Genomic DNA, 18,465 nt, shown 5'->3' on the forward strand with positions numbered 1-18,465 from the left:
ATATCGGAAGAAAATATGTATCAAATTCAAAATTCGCGGATTACAACAATTTCTGCGTTTAAAAAAAAGTTTGAAATGCAGCAAGAATAAATGGCATTGCTGCGCTTGCTATCCTTTGCTGAAAAAGACGTGAAAGCTGGGCGGATAGTGTCATCTAATGAGCTGCGAGATGGTCTGCAAAGCTTGGCAAAAAGCTAAGATTTATGGCGGTTTTTGTTAAAAACCGCCGGACACAATTTACTTACACAGCAATACTACCCTAACTGCTTACGGGCATTACGGAAAATCCGCATCCACGGACCATCTTCGCTCCACTCCTCTGGATGCCAAGAGTTATTCACAGTGCGGGATACCCTTTCTGGATGCGGCATCATCACAGTTGCCCGCCCATCAACGCTGGTGACTGCGGTAATACCATTCACTGAACCATTTGGGTTAGCTGGATAATTTTCCGTGACCTGACCATAGTTATTCACGTAACGCAAAGCCACTAACCGGTTACTTTCAAGCATCTTAAGATGCTGGCTATCGCGGAATTCCACTTGCCCTTCACCATGAGAAACAGCAATCGGCATACGTGAACCCACCATATCTTTCAGGAAGAGTGACGGACTGTCCGTAATTTCCACCAAACTGAAACGAGCCTCAAAACGTTCTGAGCGGTTACGGACAAAACGCGGCCAATGTTCCGCACCTGGGATTAACTCCCGCAGGTTAGACATCATCTGGCAACCATTACAAACACCAAGCGCCAGAGTATCAGGCCGTGTAAAGAAAGCCGCAAATTCATCACGAACACGTTCATTGAACAGAATTGATTTCGCCCAACCTTCACCAGCACCCAGCACGTCACCATAAGAGAAGCCGCCACAAGCGACCAATGTCTGGAACTGTTCCAATCCGATACGTCCAGACAGCAAATCACTCATATGCACATCAATAGCTGTAAAACCCGCCCGGTGGAAGGCAGCGGCCATTTCAACATGGGAGTTAACACCCTGCTCACGCAGGACAGCCACTTTCGGCCTTACCCGCTGCAAAATGTAAGGCGCGGCAATATCTTCTGAAATATCAAAAGTCAGTTTTACATTCAGTCCAGGATCTTGATTATCCCGTTTAGCCTGATGCTCCTGATCTGCACACTCCGGATTATCACGCAGACGCTGCATTTGCCATGTAGTTTCGGCCCACCATAGACGCAGAGTACTGCGATTCTGACGATATACTTCGGTATTGCCGCTAAAGATGACAAAATCATCACCCACTTTGGCCTTACCCAAATAATGCACGCAAGCAGCCAATCCATGTTCTGCCAGCAGGTTTTCAACAAATGCTCTATCAGATGAACGGATCTGAACTACAGCACCCAACTCTTCCGTAAACAGTGCAGCCAGAATATCTTCATCAAACACACTGATATCAGCTTCAAGGCCACAATGACCGGCAAAAGCCATTTCAGCCAGGGTTACCAGCAAGCCACCATCAGAACGGTCGTGATAGGCCAGTAATTTCTGTTCTGCAATCAGTTGCTGAACCGCATTGAAAAATCCAGCCAATTGCTCGGCACTACGTACATCAGCAGTCTTGTTACCAAGCTGGCGGTAAACCTGTGCCAACGCGGTGCCACCCAAGGTGTTCTTCCCTTGTCCCAAATCGATTAACAACAACGCATTATCGTCATCAGTGGAAAGCTCTGGCGTGACTGTACGACGCACATCTTCCACTCTGGCGAAGGCGGTAATCACCAGTGACAAAGGTGACGTCATTTCACGCTCTTCACCTTGGTCATTCCAGCAGGTTTTCATCGACATGGAATCTTTACCCACTGGAATAGTCAGCCCCAGAGCAGGACACAGCTCTTCACCCACAGCTTTAACTGCCGCATACAAACCGGCATCCTCGCCAGGATGACCCGCGGCAGACATCCAGTTAGCTGAAAGCTTGATACGTTTCAAATCCTGAACATAAGCAGAAGCGATATTCGTTAGCGCTTCACCAACAGCCATACGGGCAGAAGCGGAAAAATCCAGCAGAGCGATTGGCGCTCGTTCACCCATAGACATTGCTTCGCCATAGTAGCTATCAAGGCTGGCAGTAGTAACAGCACAATCTGCCACCGGGATCTGCCACGGACCAACCATTTGATCACGGGAAACCATGCCAGTCACTGTGCGATCGCCTATCGTTATCAGGAATGTTTTTTCCGCCACAGCCGGCAAGTGCATAATGCGCTTAACAGCTTCCGCCAGATTGATATCCCGGCGCTCAAGGTTTTCACCACTGGCTTTTAATGTACTGACATTACGCAACATTTTTGGCGTTTTACCCAGCAGCACATCCAGCGGCATATCAATTGGCTGGTTATCAAAGTGCTCATCATTCAGCAGCAAATGACGCTCTTCTGTTGCCTCGCCGATAACGGTATAAGGTGCCCGCTCACGCCGGCAAATCTCTTCAAACAGAGGAAGCTGTTCTGGCGCAACAGCCAGTACATAACGCTCCTGAGATTCATTACACCAAACTTCCAGTGGACTCATTCCCGGTTCATCATTAAGAATTTTACGTAGTTCAAACCGTCCACCGCGACCACCATCACTGACCAGCTCAGGCATAGCATTAGAGAGCCCACCAGCACCGACATCATGAATGAACAGAATCGGATTGTTTTCACCCAATTGCCAACAGCGATCAATCACCTCCTGACAACGACGTTCCATTTCCGGGTTATCGCGTTGAACAGAAGCAAAATCCAGATCAGCATCAGATTGACCAGACGCCATAGAAGATGCCGCACCACCGCCCAAACCAATGTTCATAGACGGGCCGCCAAGTACAATTAATTTAGCGCCAACAGAAATTTCACCCTTTTTGACGTGCTCATCACGGATATTCCCCATCCCACCCGCCAGCATGATGGGTTTGTGGTAGCCACGTAATTCACTGCCGTTATGGCTGCTTACTTTTTCTTCATAGGTACGAAAATAACCCAGCAGCGCCGGACGGCCAAATTCGTTATTAAATGCAGCGCCGCCCAGAGGGCCTTCAGTCATGATATCCAAAGCGCTGACGATACGATCCGGTTTACCGAAATCCTCTTCCCACGGCTGTTCAAAACCCGGTATCCGCAGATTAGATACCGAAAATCCTACCAGCCCGGCTTTTGGCTTGGCCCCACGACCCGTCGCGCCTTCATCACGGATTTCGCCACCAGAACCTGTCGATGCCCCTGGCCACGGGGAAATTGCAGTTGGGTGATTATGAGTTTCAACTTTCATCAGAATATGGGCCTGCTCCTGATGATAATTATATGAACCGTCTTCCGCACGGGGAAAGAAACGGCCAACATCAGACCCTTCCATGACAGCGGCGTTATCTTTATAAGCTGACAGGACATAATCAGGTGTCTGCTCATAGGTATTTTTAATCATTTTGAACAGTGATTTTGGCTGCTCCTGACCATCAATAATCCAGTCAGCATTAAATATTTTATGGCGACAATGCTCTGAATTAGCCTGAGCAAACATATAAAGCTCAATATCGGTTGGATTACGCTCCAGTTTCTGGAAAGCCTCCATCAGATAATCAATCTCATCCGGGGCCAACGCCAACCCAAGTTCAATATTGGCTTTCTCTAACGCACTACGCCCTGTTTGCAGAATATCAATGCGTTTTAACGGAGCGGGTTGCTGATGAGAAAATAATTTCTCCGCCTGTTCCAGTTGCGTAAAAACCGTTTCCATCATCCGGTCATGCAACAACGCCGATAACGTTTGCCATTGTGCCTCACTCATTTCATCACACTGAACGTAGTAAGCTAGACCACGCTCCAAACGTACAACCTGAGACAGACCACAATTGTGAGCAATATCGGTTGCTTTCGAAGACCACGGGGAAATGGTTCCCGGACGAGGAGCCACTAACAGCAATGTACCTTGTGGTTCGTGTTCAGCCAGAGAAGGTCCATATTTTAATAATCGTTGTAATTTTGCTAAATCAACATCACTCAAAGTTGCATTAATTTCTGCGAAATGAACATATTCCGCATAAATATCATTGATCGGAAGTTGCTGTTCCTGACACACAGAAAGGAGCTTGGTGATACGAAATGCCGATAAAGCGGGTGAACCACGCAGAATTTCCATAGTAATACATTCTCTCATCTTAGAAGCAAAGCCTGACTGATGCCTCAGGGGGAAACGGGCACATTATAGAGGATTGCGACCAGTGACGAAACCGTTTGCGTGACGATTATTAATGCTAATTATTTTATCGCCAGGTTATGCAAATGGTATCAATTAAGTTGCGTCGCAAGTTTTTGTTCCGCAAAATGCTCAATCACTGGAAATTTAGCAAAATCCGCCGTAAACCCTCGCCCAGTGCGGGCGAGGATATAAGCCATGATAATATAACGCGTTTTTACATCGCACCACACCGCGTTATACAGAGATAACCGTTTGAATAATATAAAAATAAATTATTTCGTTATCATTGTTATCGCTCTTTTTTCTGCCGCAATTATCAGTCTGAACATCAGTTGGCCGAATAAACAGCGGGAGCAGATTAACAGGATCGTGACCAGGGGAGAGCTACGGATCAGCACAATCAGCTCACCTCTGATTCATCTTACAAGCAAAAAAGAACCAAATGGGTTTGATTACGAGTTGGCGAAACGCTTTGCTGATTATCTTGGCGTTAAATTGGAAATCAAATTCAGAACAAATTTCAACCAGTTATTTGATGATCTGGAAAAGGGTGACGCTGATTTTTTGGCTGCCGGTCTTACCTATAATGAGGAGAGACTGGAGCAAACCCACACTGGCCCAGCTTACTATTCTGTTTCTCAACAACTGATTTACCGCAAAGGGACTCCACGTCCCCGCTCTTTTAAGGACTTGAAAGGAAAATTGCTGGTCACTTCCGGTTCAGCTCATGTCAATACGCTGAAAAAGATAAAAGAAGAGTCTTACCCAGAACTTGAATGGGATGAGACACAGCAATACAACACTCGGGAATTACTGGAACTGGTATCAGAAGGCAAACTGGATTACACCTTGGGCGACTCTATCAATGTCGCATTGCAACAGCGTACTCACCCTAATTTAGCTATTGCTTTTGATATCAGTGAAGATAATCCCCTGACGTGGTATTTAAAGCGTATTGATGATTACAGCCTTTATGCCGCCATGCTAGATTTTTTCAGCCAGATGACGGAAGAAGATGTGATGCCACGGTTGGAAGAGAAATATTTTGGTCATGTCGGCTCATTTGATTATTTCGATACACTCTCTTTTCTCAGTGCAATTGATCATATTCTGCCTACTTATCAACCTCTGTTTGAGAAATACTCCGGCGAAATCAGCTGGCAACTCCTGGCTGCCATTGCCTGGCAAGAGTCTCATTGGGACCCGCAGGCAACCTCTCCCACCGGGGTTCGTGGCCTGATGATGTTAACCAGCCCGACGGCTAAAGGATTAGGTGTTGTTGACCGCCTTGATCCAGAAGAAAGTATTAAGGGAGGCGCAATCTATTTGCAAAACCTAATGAAACGACTGCCTGAAAATATCCCTAAAGATGAGCGAATCTGGTTTGCACTGGCTGCTTACAATATGGGCTATGGTCATATGCTGGATGCCCGTAAACTAACGGCATCACAGAAAGGGAATCCCAATAGCTGGCTTGATGTCAAAGCCCGAATCCCCCTGTTAAGCCAGAAAAAATACTACACCAATACCACCTATGGATACGCCCGTGGGCATGAGGCTTATCGCTATGTCGAAAATATCCGCCGTTATCAGCTTAGTTTAGTCGGCTATTTACAAGCCAAAGAAAACCGGAAGAAATTAATTTCTCAGGAAGAAAAAACAAAAATAAACAATTAACTGCTATCCCAATAGACTCTTAATCAACAATTTTTGTTGATTTTCTTCCTGCTGTTTTCTGGCGGCTTTTAACGCTTTATGTTGTTCCCGACGTTGTTTGAAAAAAGCACTCAACATCGTGGAACACTCTTCAACAAGTACGCCGCTTGTAATTTCAATCTGATGATTCATACCCGGATGACGCAATATATCGATCAAAGAACCGGCAGCACCCGTTTTCATATCGCTGGCACCATAAACCAGTCGCTGGATACGGCTATGTACCATAGCGCCAGCACACATAATACAAGGCTCAAGGGTGACATATAAGGTAGTATTCAACAGACGATAATTTTGTAACTTCCCTCCCCCTTTTCGTAATGCAATAATTTCTGCATGAGCAATAGGATCATGCGCAATAATAGATTGATTCCAACCTTCCGCAAGGATTTGATTATCAGCGACCAATACAGCGCCAACAGGTATTTCCCCCTGCTCCCATGCTTTTATTGCTCGTTCCATAGCCTTCCGCATCCAATATTCATCACTATATATTTCAGTCACTGCCGTATCTCACTTGATTACATCAGGGATAATTATAACGATTTATTTTACCTATTTTCCAGATATATTTTCTTATCATTACACTGGTAACATATACCCGAAACTATTTGATATATTCGCCATAGCTGCATCTTATTATTATCTTTAAATAACATTTGGCGGATTCGACTATTAAGAACATTATTCACGCAGAAATATTGAAGTACAAAATTAACATAATCATATAAACACTCAATTAAATAATTTTAATAATAACGCCATTAAAAAACACAATAGAAAATTATATCTACTTAAAGAAATTAATTTATCTCATTGAGAACAAAAATATTCCCACCCAAGATCACACACCTAAAATAGCTAAAACACATTTGTCAAAATAAACAACTTGTCACAACACTAAAACATAAAATTATTCATAACATAATGATAATATTTAATTTAGATATATTTTTAATTTAAAAACATTAAAATACTTATCACTACAAATTACATATAAATAGTTAACCTCCTAAGCCAAAAGAATATTTCATTATTTACCCCAAACCAGACTATAATTGACATTAGTGGTGAGAAATTATTTCCACAATAATTTAATATGTTTCTTATGAAGTACATTACTTAATTTAAGGAGTATATATGAGCCCAAAAAATGATTTTAAAGCTTTCTCTACTGGTAATAATGCGAATGTAGTGAGTCAAGAAAGATATGAAGATAGTCTGAGTTTGTATAATGGATTTCCACCAGAAGGCATTATCATTCATGTTTTAAATAAGGCGCTACGTCAATCATCAACCATATCCTCTGTTGTGGCTAATTTTATTGCGACACAATCTGGCGATGATCTTCTGGATGATGGTGATATAGCAAAACTCACCGCTCAATTAAATAGAGCATTAGAACAAAAATTTATAACTAAAATTTCCGATTACGCATTGGAAAAGGCACAAAACGGTGCAGATATTCCTAATAAAAATGTGTTTTTGAAAAATATAGGCTTAAAAGAAGCAGCGAAACGGGAGGTGGGAACTGGGGTTAATCAAATTCCAGATATGTCGTCTTTCAGCGTAAACCTGAAACAGACCGGTTGGCAAAAATTACCTTCGGGTTTAATTGAAATGTGGGGATTTGTACTAGTTGACGGCAATGGCTCTATCGAGGCTGGGTATCTAAATAATTTCCCAATACCATTTCCGAACGAATGTTTTAATATTACGTTAACTCACGCTGGTTATAATCCCCAAGATGCCGGAATATGTTCAGTACATGTCGTAAATCAAAGTCAGTTCCGATGTTATAGAAGTCCTACTAATCATGTTTCACCTATTGGAGCATATTTTAAGGCAATAGGATATTAATTTGAAATAATCGAAACATTGTGGTTATTTAATTATATATTTGGTGAGTAATGATGAATAACAAAAATTATATATTTAGTGCATTAAATAAAGCATTTTATCCTATATTATTACAGCAGGATTACATTGAAGCAGGTTCATGGCCAAATGATCCTATCCCTGTAACTGATAACATATTTAATAAATTTTCAGAAATGCCACCAAAAGGAAAAATACTCTCTTCTGGCAAATGAAAAAATAGCTCAACTTTCTGATGCGGTAGAATTTGATATGGCAACAAATGAAGAAGCACTATTGCTTAAAGAATAGAAAAAATACCGAGTAATACTTAACCGGGTTGATATTTCAAAAGCGCCGGAAATTGATTGACCGATTCTACCATCATCGTAACTAATAACGAGACCGGGGTTAGCATAACACCCGGTCTTAATCGTTGGATTTATATATATTTATGAAAAAAATATTAAAATAATTATAGCTATAGATTTGCATAAAAGTAATGCAATACCCCATCAATTTAGATTGATAAAAATTCAACCAACCAATACTATCAATTATATAAAAATAGTTAACCTTATAAGTCAGAATAGTATTTCATTATTATTTTTCCAAATTAAACTATGACTGACGTTAATGGCCCGAAACTTTAAGGATAATACATGAGTCAAAAAAATGATTTTAAGGCTTTTTCTATTAATGATAATGCAAATGTAGTAAATCAAGAAAAATATGAAAAAGAACAAAATTTGCAAACTGGGTTTCCAACAGGGGATACAGACAAACTCACCACCCAATTCAAGAAAGCCTTGGAACAAAATAACACAACAGAAGTTCCCGATGCCTCATTAACACAAAAAGGAATTATTCAACTCACTGACCAAACAGGAGAAAGTAATACACTCGCAGCAACTCAGAAACTGGTTTCCGATGTAAATAATAATGCCAATAATCGACTGGCAAAAGACCAAAACGGCGCAGACATTCCAGATAAGGCCGCGTTTGTAAAGAACCTTGGTTTATCAGATACCACAAACATAACGATAGGAAATAAAGAAAATCAGGTACCTGATATGTCGTTTTTCACCGCCAGCCTGGATCAGGTCGGCTGGCAAAAATTGCCTTCAGGTTTAATTGAGATGTGGGGAATAGCATCAGTTAAAGGCAATGCTTATGCTGAACCTGGTGCTTTAAATAACTTTCCAATCCCATTTCCGAATAAATGTCTCAACGTCACATTAACTCACGTTGGTAACGCCCCTCAGCATGCTGGCACATTTTCAATAATGACGGTCAATAATGCCCAATTCCAATGTTTTAGCAGTATTGCAAATTTACAAATTCCTGTAGCAGCATTTTATAGAGCAATAGGGTATTAATATGAATGATAAAAACTATGTATTTAGCGCATTAAATAAAGCATTTTATCCAATACTATTACAACAGGATTACATTGAAGCGGGTTCATGGCCAACCGATCCTATCTTTGTCACTGATAACACATTTAGTCAATTTTCTGGAACACCACTAGAAGGAAAAATACTTTCCGCTGGGGAAGATAACCTTCCTTGCTGGGCAGATATTCCCCCAGCAACGAAAAAGGAGTTAATATCTATAGCGAAAATCCAAAAAACTCAATTGTTATCTCTTGCAAATGAAAAAATAGCGCCACTTGTTGATGCGGTAGAGCTTGATATGGCAACAAATGAAGAAATGTTCTTACTTAAAGAATGGAAAAAATATCGGGTGATACTTAGCCGGGTTGATACATCAAATGCATCGGAAATTGACTGGCCGATTTTGCCATCATCGTAACTAATAAAAAGACTGGGGTTAATGTAACGCCCAGTCTTAATCGCTTTATTTATTCTGGTATTTTTTATCCACTCAACATCAAGAATAATATAATACAGTATTGATAGTTTCATATCAGCAATAAAATCCATATTATGGGTCAAGATTATACATATTTACCAGAAATAATTAAAATAAATACAGACAATAACAATCTCCCATTCTTATCAAGCAAGAAGTAAAATGAATAAAAATAATTTTCAAATGGCTTAGATATATTTTCAATTCTAAAATATTAAACTACCCATTCTCCCTAATCATATAAAAAGAGTTAACCTTATAAGCCAGAATAATATTTCCTTATTCTCTTTACGAACTAAACTGTGATGGATTTTAATTTCCAAAAATCATTTTTAAAATAATCCAATGCGTTGATTATAAGACACTATTATTTAAGGTAAATATATGAGCTCCAAGAATGATTTTAAAGCGTTTTCTATCAGTAATAATGCGAATGTAGTAAGTCAACAACTATACGAAGTAAGCCCGAGTTTGCAAACTGGATTTGCACCAGAGGGTATTACCACTCATGTGTTAAATAAAGCATTACGTCAGTCGTCCACAATATCCTCTGTCGTCGCTGATTTCATTGCGACACAATCTGGTAATGATGTTTTGGATGATGGAGATATAGCCAAGCTCACCGCCCAATTCAATAGAGCATTAGAACAAAAAATTAAAACAAAAAATCCCGATGCCTCATTAACACAAAAAGGTGTCGTTCAGCTTACGGATGTAGTTGGCAATAGTAATACACTGGCTGCAACTCAGAAACTTGTCTCAGATATAAATAATAACATTAACAATAGAATTAACCAGCTGCCAGATATGTCATTTTTCACCGCAAGCTTAAATCAGTCCGGCTGGCAAAAATTGCCTTCGGGTTTAATTGAAATGTGGGGAATAGCAATGGTTTCTTTAGGTGGAAATCCTAATGGCGGATACCTGAATAACTTTCCAATACCATTCCCAAATAAATGTTTTAATATCACGTTAACTCACAATGATTGGGACCCTCAAGCGGCAGGAATATTTGGGGCATCCGTAGTAAATCAGAGCCAGTTCAAATGTTACAGAAGTTCTACCCATCATGCTCCTAATGTTTATACATATTTTAGGGCAATAGGATATTAATTTAAGAAAATATTTTAATTATAAAATTACAATTGGCAGGTTATTATGAATGATAAAAACTATGTATTTAGCGCATTAAATAAAGCATTTTATCCAATACTATTACAACAGGATTACATTGAAGCGGGTTCATGGCCAACCGATCCTATCTTTGTCACTGATAACACATTTAGTCAATTTTCTGGAACACCACCAGAAGGAAAAATACTTTCCGCTGGTGAAGATAACCTTCCTTGCTGGGCAGATATTCCCCCAGCAACGAAAAAGGAGTTAATATCTATAGCGAAAATCCAAAAAACTCAATTGTTATCTCTTGCAAATGAAAAAATAGCGCCGCTTGTTGATGCGGTAGAGCTTGATATGGCAACAAATGAAGAAATGTTCTTACTTAAAGAATGGAAAAAATATCGGGTGATACTTAGCCGGGTTGATACATCAAATGCATCGGAAATTGACTGGCCGATTTTGCCATCATCGTAACTAATAAAAAGACTGGGGTTAGATCACTGAGCCAAGACATAAGAGGAAAATGTATTTATTTACATACTGTAAATCCAGGTATTTCTTTACCTTTACAAATATCTCCGATTGATAATGTTTCGGCTAGTGCTGAGGATATAGATTAAAAGGATAGCTCGTTGTGCATTCGCAGATGGAGGATTAAAGTTATCTATAAGTATAGAGATATTTATATATATTTATGGAAAAATATGAAACGAATATAGTAATAGAGATACATAAAAAGAACACGATACATCCATCAATTGGTATTGTAGGTAATCATTATCTAATGATTTCTGTGATCATTAGATAATATACCACCACTATCCGTGAGGTCATGAAAAAAACCAACCTCATTATTCTGAATGAGGTTGGTCGGCGGTCTGAGCCTGCCAAATTGGAAGGCTTTTTTAAATCACTAATCACTGATTGACATTATTCTTCACTGGTTTTGATGTAGATGCTCTTAACCTGAGTGTAAGAATCCAGCATCATTTTGTGTGTCTCTCTTCCAAGACCTGATTTTTTGTAGCCGCCAAATGGCGCGTGAGCTGGCAGCTCATGGTAAGTATTCACCCACATACGACCCGTTCTGACGGCTTTGGCTACACGTAATGCGCGGTCGATATCCTGTGTCCAGACAGCGCCAGCCAAGCCATAATCAGAATCATTTGCCATTCTGATCACCTCTTCTTCTTCACTGAATGGAATGACGGTCAATACAGGGCCAAAAATTTCTTCGCGTGCTACCTGCATTTCATTAGCCACATCGGTAATGATAGTTGGTTGAATAAAGAAACCATCATCATAACCTTCGCCAGTAATCCGTTTGCCACCCGTCAGGATAGTTGCACCCTCTTTTTTCGCAATATCGACATAGCTGAGAATTTTTTCCATTTGTTCCTGGCTGACCTGGCTTCCCATCTGTGTTTCTTTTTCCAGTGGGTCACCAACCCGGACAGATTCAAATTCTGCTTTTAGGGAGTTGAGGAATTCATCATGAATATCTTTATGCAGGAATAACCGGGAACCTGATTCACACGCTTGCCCTTGATTTAGCAAAATAGCTTTGGCCGCATATTTTACGGCTTTTTTCATATTGGCATCAGGGAAAATAATATTGGCTGATTTACCACCAAGTTCCAATGTGGCAGGGATAAGCTTTTTGGCCGCAGCTTCGGCTACGGTATAACCTACTCTGGTGGAACCCGTGAATGCCACTTTTTCGACATCTTCATGGTCCAGAATAGCTTGACCGACAACAGATCCCCGACCTGTAACAATATTGACCACCCCAGCTGGCAGGACTTTATTCAGTATCCGACCCAGTTCAAGCAGTGTGATGGGGGTCATTGTTGCTGGATTAATCACAATGGTGTTACCCGACGCAAGAGCCGGAGCCAGTTTCCATGCTGCCATCAATAACGGGAAATTCCAGGGAATGACCTGTCCGACAACACCAATGGGTTCACGGATCACCAGGCTGAGTGTATTACTATCGAGAACTGAAGCTTCATCGGTATGGGCACGGATCACACCGGCAAAATAGCGGAAATGGTCAATGGAGGCAGGGATATCCATATGCCGGGACTCATTTAGTGGCTTGCCGGTATCTAACGATTCAAGAATAGCAAAACGTTCTTGTTCTGCTTCCAGCAAGTCAGCTATTTTCAGTAAAACGGATTGTCTTTCGATTGCGGAGGTTTGACTCCAGGCGGGAAACGCTTTTTTCGCGGCACTGACAGCAAGATCAACATCCTCGGCATTACCGGATACATATTTAGCCAACAATTCTCCTGTTGACGGGTTAGAACTTTTAGCTGTTTCTTTGGATACACTATCGACCCATTGCCCATCGATAAGCATTTTATAGGATTCAACAGGCCACATCTCTTTCTCAATATCATGTAATCGTTTCATTAACATACTCCGGTTACTTTGGTTTAAGAATATAGTGATAATTAGAATCTATTTCATTAGGTTATTTTATTTACCATGATTATTAATAACACTATTAAGATAGCCTCTTAATATGGTTTCAGTGTGTGAATATTCGTGTACTTTATATTTATTGCCTAACCAAGTTTATCTTGTCATATTTTATATTTCTAACACCAGTATAGTAGAGTACAAAATAATGGATGTCTATTAGCATGTTATATAAAATATCATGCATATTCACGAACGGAAATTATAAATAAACAGTGAAATTAAATATCCGCTGGAATACTCCAACGGATTGAAAGGAAATCTTATTTTGCTGTGACCCAGAATACTCCGCTACCATCAAGGGCGGTAAAGGTTTTATGCAGATATAAACTGTCGGCTTGTGGATCGATATCTTCGAATAGATTCGGATGCAGGAATTTCGCTATAACTTCAACGGCAATAATGTTAAACGGCGTATCGTAATATTGGTGATACAGCGCGATTACCCGCTTTTCGCGGAATGCTCTTAATACGTTCAGTTTTGGTCGTATCAGCAGTTTTTCCAGCCGTTCCTGTGACTGTTTTAGATTGCCGGTATAACCCAATGGCACTGAAAGGCTTTCAGGGCGAACTTGGTCCCAATCTGCGGCGGTCATCAGATAAAATTCAGGATTGCTGACGATTAATTGTTCTTCGTTTACCTCTCCCCCCATACCTGGGAACCAACGGGCACCGAGGTTATCACCCCCTGCGGCAGTAACAAATTCACCAAAATTGCCATTACCGAAAGTTTTACAGCAATGCTCCGCGCCAAACATTCCTGCATGGCGTTCGATAAACACAGGGGGCCGCTGTTCTTTGCCCAGCGTACCAATTCGTTCATTAATTGTTTTCATCCTCTCCTGATAGAAAGCAATAAATTTTTGTGCGTTTTCTTCCTCACCGAATACTTTCCCAAGTAACGTCATACTGGGAATAGTATTTGCCAGTGGATATTGCCGGAAATCGATAAAGATAACGGGAACACCGGCTTTCTCAAGTAAAGTAATGGTTCTGCTATCATTGAGTTTGGCTTGGAGGCCAATATCAAAAATAACCAGATCGGGTTTATAAGTCAGTGCTTTTTCAACACTGAAATCGCTTTGATAAGGATTAGGAAAGACGGGAATATTTCGTAACTGCGGGAAGTCTTTCTCATAAGCGGTTGCCAAGTCTGGCGATTTGATTTCCAGTGCATTATCCCAAGCGATAATACCTTTAAGCGGATTATCAGGATGAAGAATATTCAGAGCAATCAATACCCGGCTGTCAGCCAGCATAACCCGACTGACCGGTGCATCAACGTTAACCTCCCGGCCGGCGACATCCTTGACGATAATTTCTTTTGCCTGAGCAAAAAAAGGCAATAGTATCAATATGGCAGTCAGAAAATATTTTGCAGTACGGTGGATGACTGACATTATTTCTCCTTTGATTGGAATAGTTAAGTAAGGCGATAAACGCAGGTACGATCTCATCTGATTTGGTCCAACTCTGTTAATGCTAAACCCAGAATGATAATGATAACAATTTATATTAATCAAATGGTTTTAGTATCGCTGGCAAACAATATTTTTATTTTTGCAATAATAACAATGAATTAAGTGATATTTTCTATCCAGCCAACTTATACTCCTGCCTTAAAATACCTCCGCTTTTCGACGTTGCGCCAGATCAAACAAAGGTTAAGTTGTAGCGAACTCCTGCGGGTAATGGTTGTGCTCACGCACAAGGGATGTGTGGTAAAACAGCTGAAACTGCTGACTTACAGGATATTCTGACAGCTTGATAAATCGTTGTCAGGGAGTTCTGGCAAGGAGAAATTGTTTTGGAATAGAATAAATAAAAATTTTCATTTTATTCCTATTCTTTATCCGTTTAGCTAATTATAAACGGTTTATTGTTTCGGCTTCTGTTATTATTCCCTTGTTTGATATTCTGCGGGGGTGAATATGAAAAAGTTGTTAGCAATTTGTTTATTCGGATTTGTATTAGCTGGCTGTGATAACCAACCTAAAATTGATGCTTCTAATGAAATTGCGTTGAAAATGTCCATTGAGAAGGTAAGAGATGCGCTGCCAGGTGATAAAAAAGCTAAGTTTGATGAATCAATTCAGGCAGCTATGTTTAATAGCATTGATTTTAATGACTTGGCGAAATCAGGGGCTAATGGCGACATAAAAGAATTAAAACGAAAATTTTATAAATCCTTGGATGGTAAAACGGCTGACCAACTGATTACTGAAGCTGAAGGAATTGAAGCTAAGAAATCAAAATCAGAAAATAAATAATTCCTTCATGGGATTATTTGTATTAAACGGCAAAAAGTGAAAATCTATGCCGTTTTTTATTATCGCCAGTGACTTAAATGAAACCTAAACAAGCTGACTATCAATCTTGAATTATTTTGATTTTTGCTTATAATCTGTGCCGCATTCTAAGTGCAGTATCTCGTTAGGCGAGGCTCCTATACAAACACAGGTTGCTGATCTGACGACGTCGAGAGACGCCCAAGATTAGGACAGGATATATCGAACCAAGGTGTATCCCCATGTAACTTTCTGAGAATTCAGGATACGTTGTATAGTGCTAAAACTGAGACGTGGAGATAGCTGTTGCATTCTCTCATCTGGTTTCGCCCCTATGTGAGTACTGTTTGAAGTTCACAACAGTAATAGGGACTAACATCATGAAAGTCACATCCCATGAAAAAGTGGATGTATTAGCTATAGCTAATCATTCCATTAATGAAAAAAACGCTGATCAACAGCAGAAACATCAATTGAAAAATGAAGACGCAACTGTCAGTGCATATATGAGCCAATGTTTTATTTCTGTATCTGTTGCTGACTCTGTTTTATCGGTAAAAAGCAATCTGATTGATCAGCTTGAAGGAGAACAGATCCCAACCTATCTATATGTCATTGATGATGAAGGTTATCTGAATGGCATATTACCGGTGAAGGTGTTATTGACGGTAGCCGATGATTTATTTGTATCAGATATTATGAGGCAAAGTTATTTTTCCGTATCACCGGAACAGCCGCGTCATGATGTTCATAGTTTGATAAATCACAGTGGCATGGATAGTGTACCGGTTATTCATTTTGGCAAATTAGTGGGAGTACTGCGACCACAGGATATTGCTGAATTGATCGAAGATGAAAATACATTAGATGCTCATTTGCAAGGGGCGACCTTACCTTTGGATGAACCTTATCTTAGCACCAGCCCGATAACATTATGGCGTAAGCGGGTTGGTTGGTTATTGCTGTTATTTGTTGCGGAAGCTTACACCAGCGCGGTACTTAAAGCTTTTGAAGATCAACTGGAAGCGGCAATTTCTCTGGCGTTTTTCATTCCGTTATTAATCGGAACCGGGGGCAACAGTGGTACACAGATTACCTCAACATTAATCCGAGCAATGGCATTGGGGGAAGTGAGTTTACGTAATTTATGGGCAGTGTTACGTAAAGAGGTTTCCGCTTCATTTTTAGTTGCTGTAACGATTGGTTTTGCCGCGCTTATCCGTGCCTGGATATTAGGTGTAGGCATTGAGGTAACAATTGTTGTCAGTTTGACCATCATTGCGATTACCGTCTGGAGTGCTATTGTTTCTTCCATTATTCCGATGGTATTGAAAAGGCTTTCTATTGATCCGGCTGTTGTATCTGCGCCTTTTATTGCCACGTTTATTGATGGTACCGGTCTGATTATTTATTTCGAAATAGCTAAGTTAGTGATGACAGAGCTGGCTTAATATTATCAATAAGGTGCCCATAATAATTGGGCATCTTATTAGCTGGATGTGAGTTATTTCCATAATTCTTAGCAGTGAAAGTAGTTAATTTCTTTATTTTTAAGATGATTATGGTATATTTTAAATGATTGTAAATAAACTAAGTTAAGATTAAAAAAATACATTTCACATCTACTCGATTCTATTGTTCAAGAAGTATTGCTAGTTTTACATACTCAAAGCCGATGGATTCAGGAGCAGGATCTTTTAAATCTGGGAAAACGCAATAGATTTCATTTTCCCCACATCCTGTTTTATTTAAAAAAATATAGCCATATTTTTCCATCAACATTGCTATCCAGATAACATATTGTTGTTTACCTTTTTCGAGATCAAAAAAAGTCACACGTTCATCAAGAGACGTTAATGTTCTACTATTTAATAACGCGCGTAAAACATCCTTACCAATACATTTATCATCGGCATCAAGAGACAATATATGAGGATTATAAATTGGGTCTCTACGAGTTTTACCAAGACCGGAGTAAGTCTCAATAAGTAAAAATTCATTAGTGCTGTAGCAACTAGCCCAATAATCTTGATCTTTGTTAAACATCATCGTTTCACCTGTGTCACTATTACCTTAACACCTTGATTCTTTCCGTATTCAATGGCCCGGTTTATTTCAGTCCATTGTACTTTCGTTGTATTGGCTAGCAACTCAGTAGTATCACACAATAAAGTTAAATATTTTTTTAGCCTTTCATCTAGGTGGTCATTGTAATTAACTGATAAATCGTCCGTATCCATCGTGCCAAGAGACTTTTGGTTAAGAATGAGTAAACCAGCAGATTCTACCGCCTCTTTGGTTATCAGTGCACCTTTTTCCCAGGTTGGCAGGGCGTTATATAACCAAGATTGAGAGTAAGTGCTAAAGAGTTCCCTATCTTATGATAGGGAATCTGTGTTAGGAAGATAGGCACTATAATAGCGGTCACTCAATAGCAATTGAGTGACCGGTTAGTCCTTAATACATCAGACTATTACACTTAATTTTAGTAAAAATCTTCGCGTTTAAATTTCTTTCCTGTTGGTTCAATTTCGTTTTCCCATAATGAGACTGTTATACTTTCGTTTGGTATATAAACAGCATATGATTTCCCTAACCCTTCGTCTTCACCAATACCAAAAATAACACCTTTTTGATGGCTATATTCTATTACACGATCAACATTTAGAATAATAACCTCTTGATAGAAAATGAATTTATCTTTCATTTATGTGTAATTCTCCCGTCGAGCGAAACATTTAGATGTTTACCATCTCTACTTGCCCAGCCCAGTTGGATCTTTCCTTGTGGTGAAAGTTGGACATCCCATTCAAAAGGTTGCCCTTGAGTTCTGGAAGGCCCTTTTGTCCATTCATTACCAAACTTATCAATATACCCATTATTAGGGCCTTTTTGTAAAGCCTGATTTGGTGTGTATTTAGGCG

At 40.0% G+C, this 18,465-nt stretch carries 18 protein-coding genes, 1 pseudogene and 1 riboswitch; of the genes and pseudogenes, 11 read left to right on the forward strand and 8 right to left on the reverse strand.

Going from position 1 to position 18,465, the window contains the following annotated elements:
- Positions 1-254: 254 nt before the first annotated feature.
- On the reverse strand, positions 255-4,142 hold the full coding sequence (gene purL / locus ACGF7G_RS08110) for a phosphoribosylformylglycinamidine synthase (protein ID WP_387464668.1): 3,888 nt from the start codon (positions 4,140-4,142) through the stop codon (positions 255-257).
- A 312-nt stretch (positions 4,143-4,454) separates the two neighbouring features.
- Here purL and mltF point away from each other — a divergent pair, with 312 nt between their 5' ends.
- Positions 4,455-5,879, forward strand: a complete 1,425-nt coding sequence (gene mltF, locus ACGF7G_RS08115) for a membrane-bound lytic murein transglycosylase MltF (RefSeq protein ID WP_387464646.1) — start codon at positions 4,455-4,457, stop codon at positions 5,877-5,879.
- A gap of 3 nt (positions 5,880-5,882) precedes the next feature.
- Here the strand turns inward: mltF and tadA are convergent, their stop codons facing one another.
- Positions 5,883-6,422: a tRNA adenosine(34) deaminase TadA gene (tadA, locus tag ACGF7G_RS08120; RefSeq protein WP_133814865.1), complete on the reverse strand. Its 540-nt coding sequence runs from the start codon at positions 6,420-6,422 to the stop codon at positions 5,883-5,885.
- 636 nt (positions 6,423-7,058) lie between these two features.
- Here tadA and ACGF7G_RS08125 point away from each other — a divergent pair.
- From ACGF7G_RS08125 to ACGF7G_RS08155, 7 genes are all read left to right on the forward strand, one after another.
- Positions 7,059-7,778, forward strand: a complete 720-nt coding sequence (locus ACGF7G_RS08125) for a phage tail protein (protein ID WP_387464648.1) — start codon at positions 7,059-7,061, stop codon at positions 7,776-7,778.
- Positions 7,779-7,831: 53 nt separating this feature from the next.
- A complete protein-coding gene (locus ACGF7G_RS08130; protein ID WP_387464649.1) occupies positions 7,832-8,011 on the forward strand; it encodes a hypothetical protein in 180 nt (59 codons plus the stop codon).
- Positions 8,012-8,015: 4 nt separating this feature from the next.
- Positions 8,016-8,087, forward strand: coding sequence for a hypothetical protein (locus ACGF7G_RS08135; RefSeq protein WP_387464670.1), 72 nt, complete (start codon positions 8,016-8,018; stop codon positions 8,085-8,087).
- A 350-nt stretch (positions 8,088-8,437) separates the two neighbouring features.
- Positions 8,438-9,154, forward strand: coding sequence for a phage tail protein (locus tag ACGF7G_RS08140; RefSeq protein ID WP_387464650.1), 717 nt, complete (start codon positions 8,438-8,440; stop codon positions 9,152-9,154).
- Position 9,155: 1 nt separating this feature from the next.
- Positions 9,156-9,590, forward strand: a complete 435-nt coding sequence (locus ACGF7G_RS08145; protein ID WP_387464651.1) for a tail fiber assembly protein — start codon at positions 9,156-9,158, stop codon at positions 9,588-9,590.
- Between the two features lie 444 nt (positions 9,591-10,034).
- Positions 10,035-10,763 (forward strand): phage tail protein, encoded by a 729-nt coding sequence (locus tag ACGF7G_RS08150; RefSeq protein WP_387464653.1) that lies wholly within the window; start codon positions 10,035-10,037, stop codon positions 10,761-10,763.
- Positions 10,764-10,808: 45 nt separating this feature from the next.
- The gene (locus tag ACGF7G_RS08155; protein WP_387464655.1) at positions 10,809-11,243 is read left to right on the forward strand and encodes a tail fiber assembly protein; all 435 of its coding nucleotides are present in this window, start codon (positions 10,809-10,811) and stop codon (positions 11,241-11,243) included.
- 456 nt (positions 11,244-11,699) lie between these two features.
- On the opposite strand, the gene ACGF7G_RS08160 is transcribed toward ACGF7G_RS08155, so the two are convergent.
- Positions 11,700-13,184, reverse strand: a complete 1,485-nt coding sequence (locus ACGF7G_RS08160; protein ID WP_387464657.1) for an aldehyde dehydrogenase family protein — start codon at positions 13,182-13,184, stop codon at positions 11,700-11,702.
- A gap of 332 nt (positions 13,185-13,516) precedes the next feature.
- Positions 13,517-14,653, reverse strand: a complete 1,137-nt coding sequence (locus ACGF7G_RS08165; protein ID WP_387464658.1) for an ABC transporter substrate-binding protein — start codon at positions 14,651-14,653, stop codon at positions 13,517-13,519.
- A gap of 275 nt (positions 14,654-14,928) precedes the next feature.
- Here ACGF7G_RS08165 and ACGF7G_RS08170 point away from each other — a divergent pair.
- The 3 genes and pseudogenes from ACGF7G_RS08170 to ACGF7G_RS08180 all read left to right on the forward strand — a co-directional run.
- Positions 14,929-15,018: pseudogene (locus ACGF7G_RS08170) on the forward strand (hypothetical protein); the annotation flags it as partial.
- Positions 15,019-15,184: 166 nt separating this feature from the next.
- Entirely contained in the window at positions 15,185-15,523 is a 339-nt protein-coding gene (locus ACGF7G_RS08175; protein WP_387464659.1) for a DUF6694 family lipoprotein, read from the forward strand.
- Positions 15,524-15,675: 152 nt separating this feature from the next.
- Positions 15,676-15,847: riboswitch (M-box (ykoK) riboswitch) on the forward strand.
- 74 nt (positions 15,848-15,921) lie between these two features.
- A complete protein-coding gene (locus ACGF7G_RS08180) occupies positions 15,922-16,992 on the forward strand; it encodes a magnesium transporter (RefSeq protein ID WP_133814856.1) in 1,071 nt (356 codons plus the stop codon).
- 181 nt (positions 16,993-17,173) lie between these two features.
- Here ACGF7G_RS08180 and ACGF7G_RS08185 read toward each other — a convergent pair whose 3' ends face one another.
- From ACGF7G_RS08185 to ACGF7G_RS08200, 4 genes are all read right to left on the reverse strand, one after another.
- Complete coding sequence (locus ACGF7G_RS08185; RefSeq protein ID WP_387464661.1) at positions 17,174-17,590, reverse strand: contact-dependent growth inhibition system immunity protein; 417 nt, start codon at positions 17,588-17,590, stop codon at positions 17,174-17,176.
- Positions 17,587-17,781, reverse strand: a complete 195-nt coding sequence (locus ACGF7G_RS08190; protein WP_387464663.1) for a hypothetical protein — start codon at positions 17,779-17,781, stop codon at positions 17,587-17,589. Before ACGF7G_RS08190 ends, ACGF7G_RS08185 begins: the two co-directional genes overlap by 4 nt.
- 245 nt (positions 17,782-18,026) lie before the next feature.
- Positions 18,027-18,248 carry an Imm31 family immunity protein gene (locus ACGF7G_RS08195; RefSeq protein ID WP_133815197.1) on the reverse strand — a complete coding sequence of 74 codons (222 nt, stop codon included), beginning with the start codon at positions 18,246-18,248 and terminating at the stop codon, positions 18,027-18,029.
- On the reverse strand, positions 18,245-18,465 hold a 221-nt coding region (locus ACGF7G_RS08200), incomplete at its 5' end, for a polymorphic toxin type 17 domain-containing protein (protein ID WP_387464665.1). The genes ACGF7G_RS08195 and ACGF7G_RS08200, both read right to left, overlap by 4 nt.

Source organism: Photorhabdus sp. RM323S, from assembly GCF_042879375.1.
Lineage (GTDB): Bacteria > Pseudomonadota > Gammaproteobacteria > Enterobacterales > Enterobacteriaceae > Photorhabdus > Photorhabdus tasmaniensis.

Bases quoted from the DNA above. Each gene is read 5' to 3' on its own strand.
- purL (WP_387464668.1), bottom strand. From the start codon at position 4,142: ATGGAAATTCTGCGTGGTTCACCCGCTTTATCGGCATTTCGTATCACC.
- ACGF7G_RS08125 (WP_387464648.1), top strand. From the start codon at position 7,059: ATGAGCCCAAAAAATGATTTTAAAGCTTTCTCTACTGGTAATAATGCG.
- ACGF7G_RS08130 (WP_387464649.1), top strand. From the start codon at position 7,832: ATGAATAACAAAAATTATATATTTAGTGCATTAAATAAAGCATTTTAT.
- ACGF7G_RS08140 (WP_387464650.1), top strand. From the start codon at position 8,438: ATGAGTCAAAAAAATGATTTTAAGGCTTTTTCTATTAATGATAATGCA.
- ACGF7G_RS08145 (WP_387464651.1), top strand. From the start codon at position 9,156: ATGAATGATAAAAACTATGTATTTAGCGCATTAAATAAAGCATTTTAT.
- ACGF7G_RS08150 (WP_387464653.1), top strand. From the start codon at position 10,035: ATGAGCTCCAAGAATGATTTTAAAGCGTTTTCTATCAGTAATAATGCG.
- ACGF7G_RS08155 (WP_387464655.1), top strand. From the start codon at position 10,809: ATGAATGATAAAAACTATGTATTTAGCGCATTAAATAAAGCATTTTAT.
- ACGF7G_RS08160 (WP_387464657.1), bottom strand. From the start codon at position 13,184: ATGAAACGATTACATGATATTGAGAAAGAGATGTGGCCTGTTGAATCC.
- ACGF7G_RS08165 (WP_387464658.1), bottom strand. From the start codon at position 14,653: ATGTCAGTCATCCACCGTACTGCAAAATATTTTCTGACTGCCATATTG.
- ACGF7G_RS08175 (WP_387464659.1), top strand. From the start codon at position 15,185: ATGAAAAAGTTGTTAGCAATTTGTTTATTCGGATTTGTATTAGCTGGC.
- ACGF7G_RS08180 (WP_133814856.1), top strand. From the start codon at position 15,922: ATGAAAGTCACATCCCATGAAAAAGTGGATGTATTAGCTATAGCTAAT.
- ACGF7G_RS08185 (WP_387464661.1), bottom strand. From the start codon at position 17,590: ATGATGTTTAACAAAGATCAAGATTATTGGGCTAGTTGCTACAGCACT.
- ACGF7G_RS08190 (WP_387464663.1), bottom strand. From the start codon at position 17,781: ATGGATACGGACGATTTATCAGTTAATTACAATGACCACCTAGATGAA.
- ACGF7G_RS08195 (WP_133815197.1), bottom strand. From the start codon at position 18,248: ATGAAAGATAAATTCATTTTCTATCAAGAGGTTATTATTCTAAATGTT.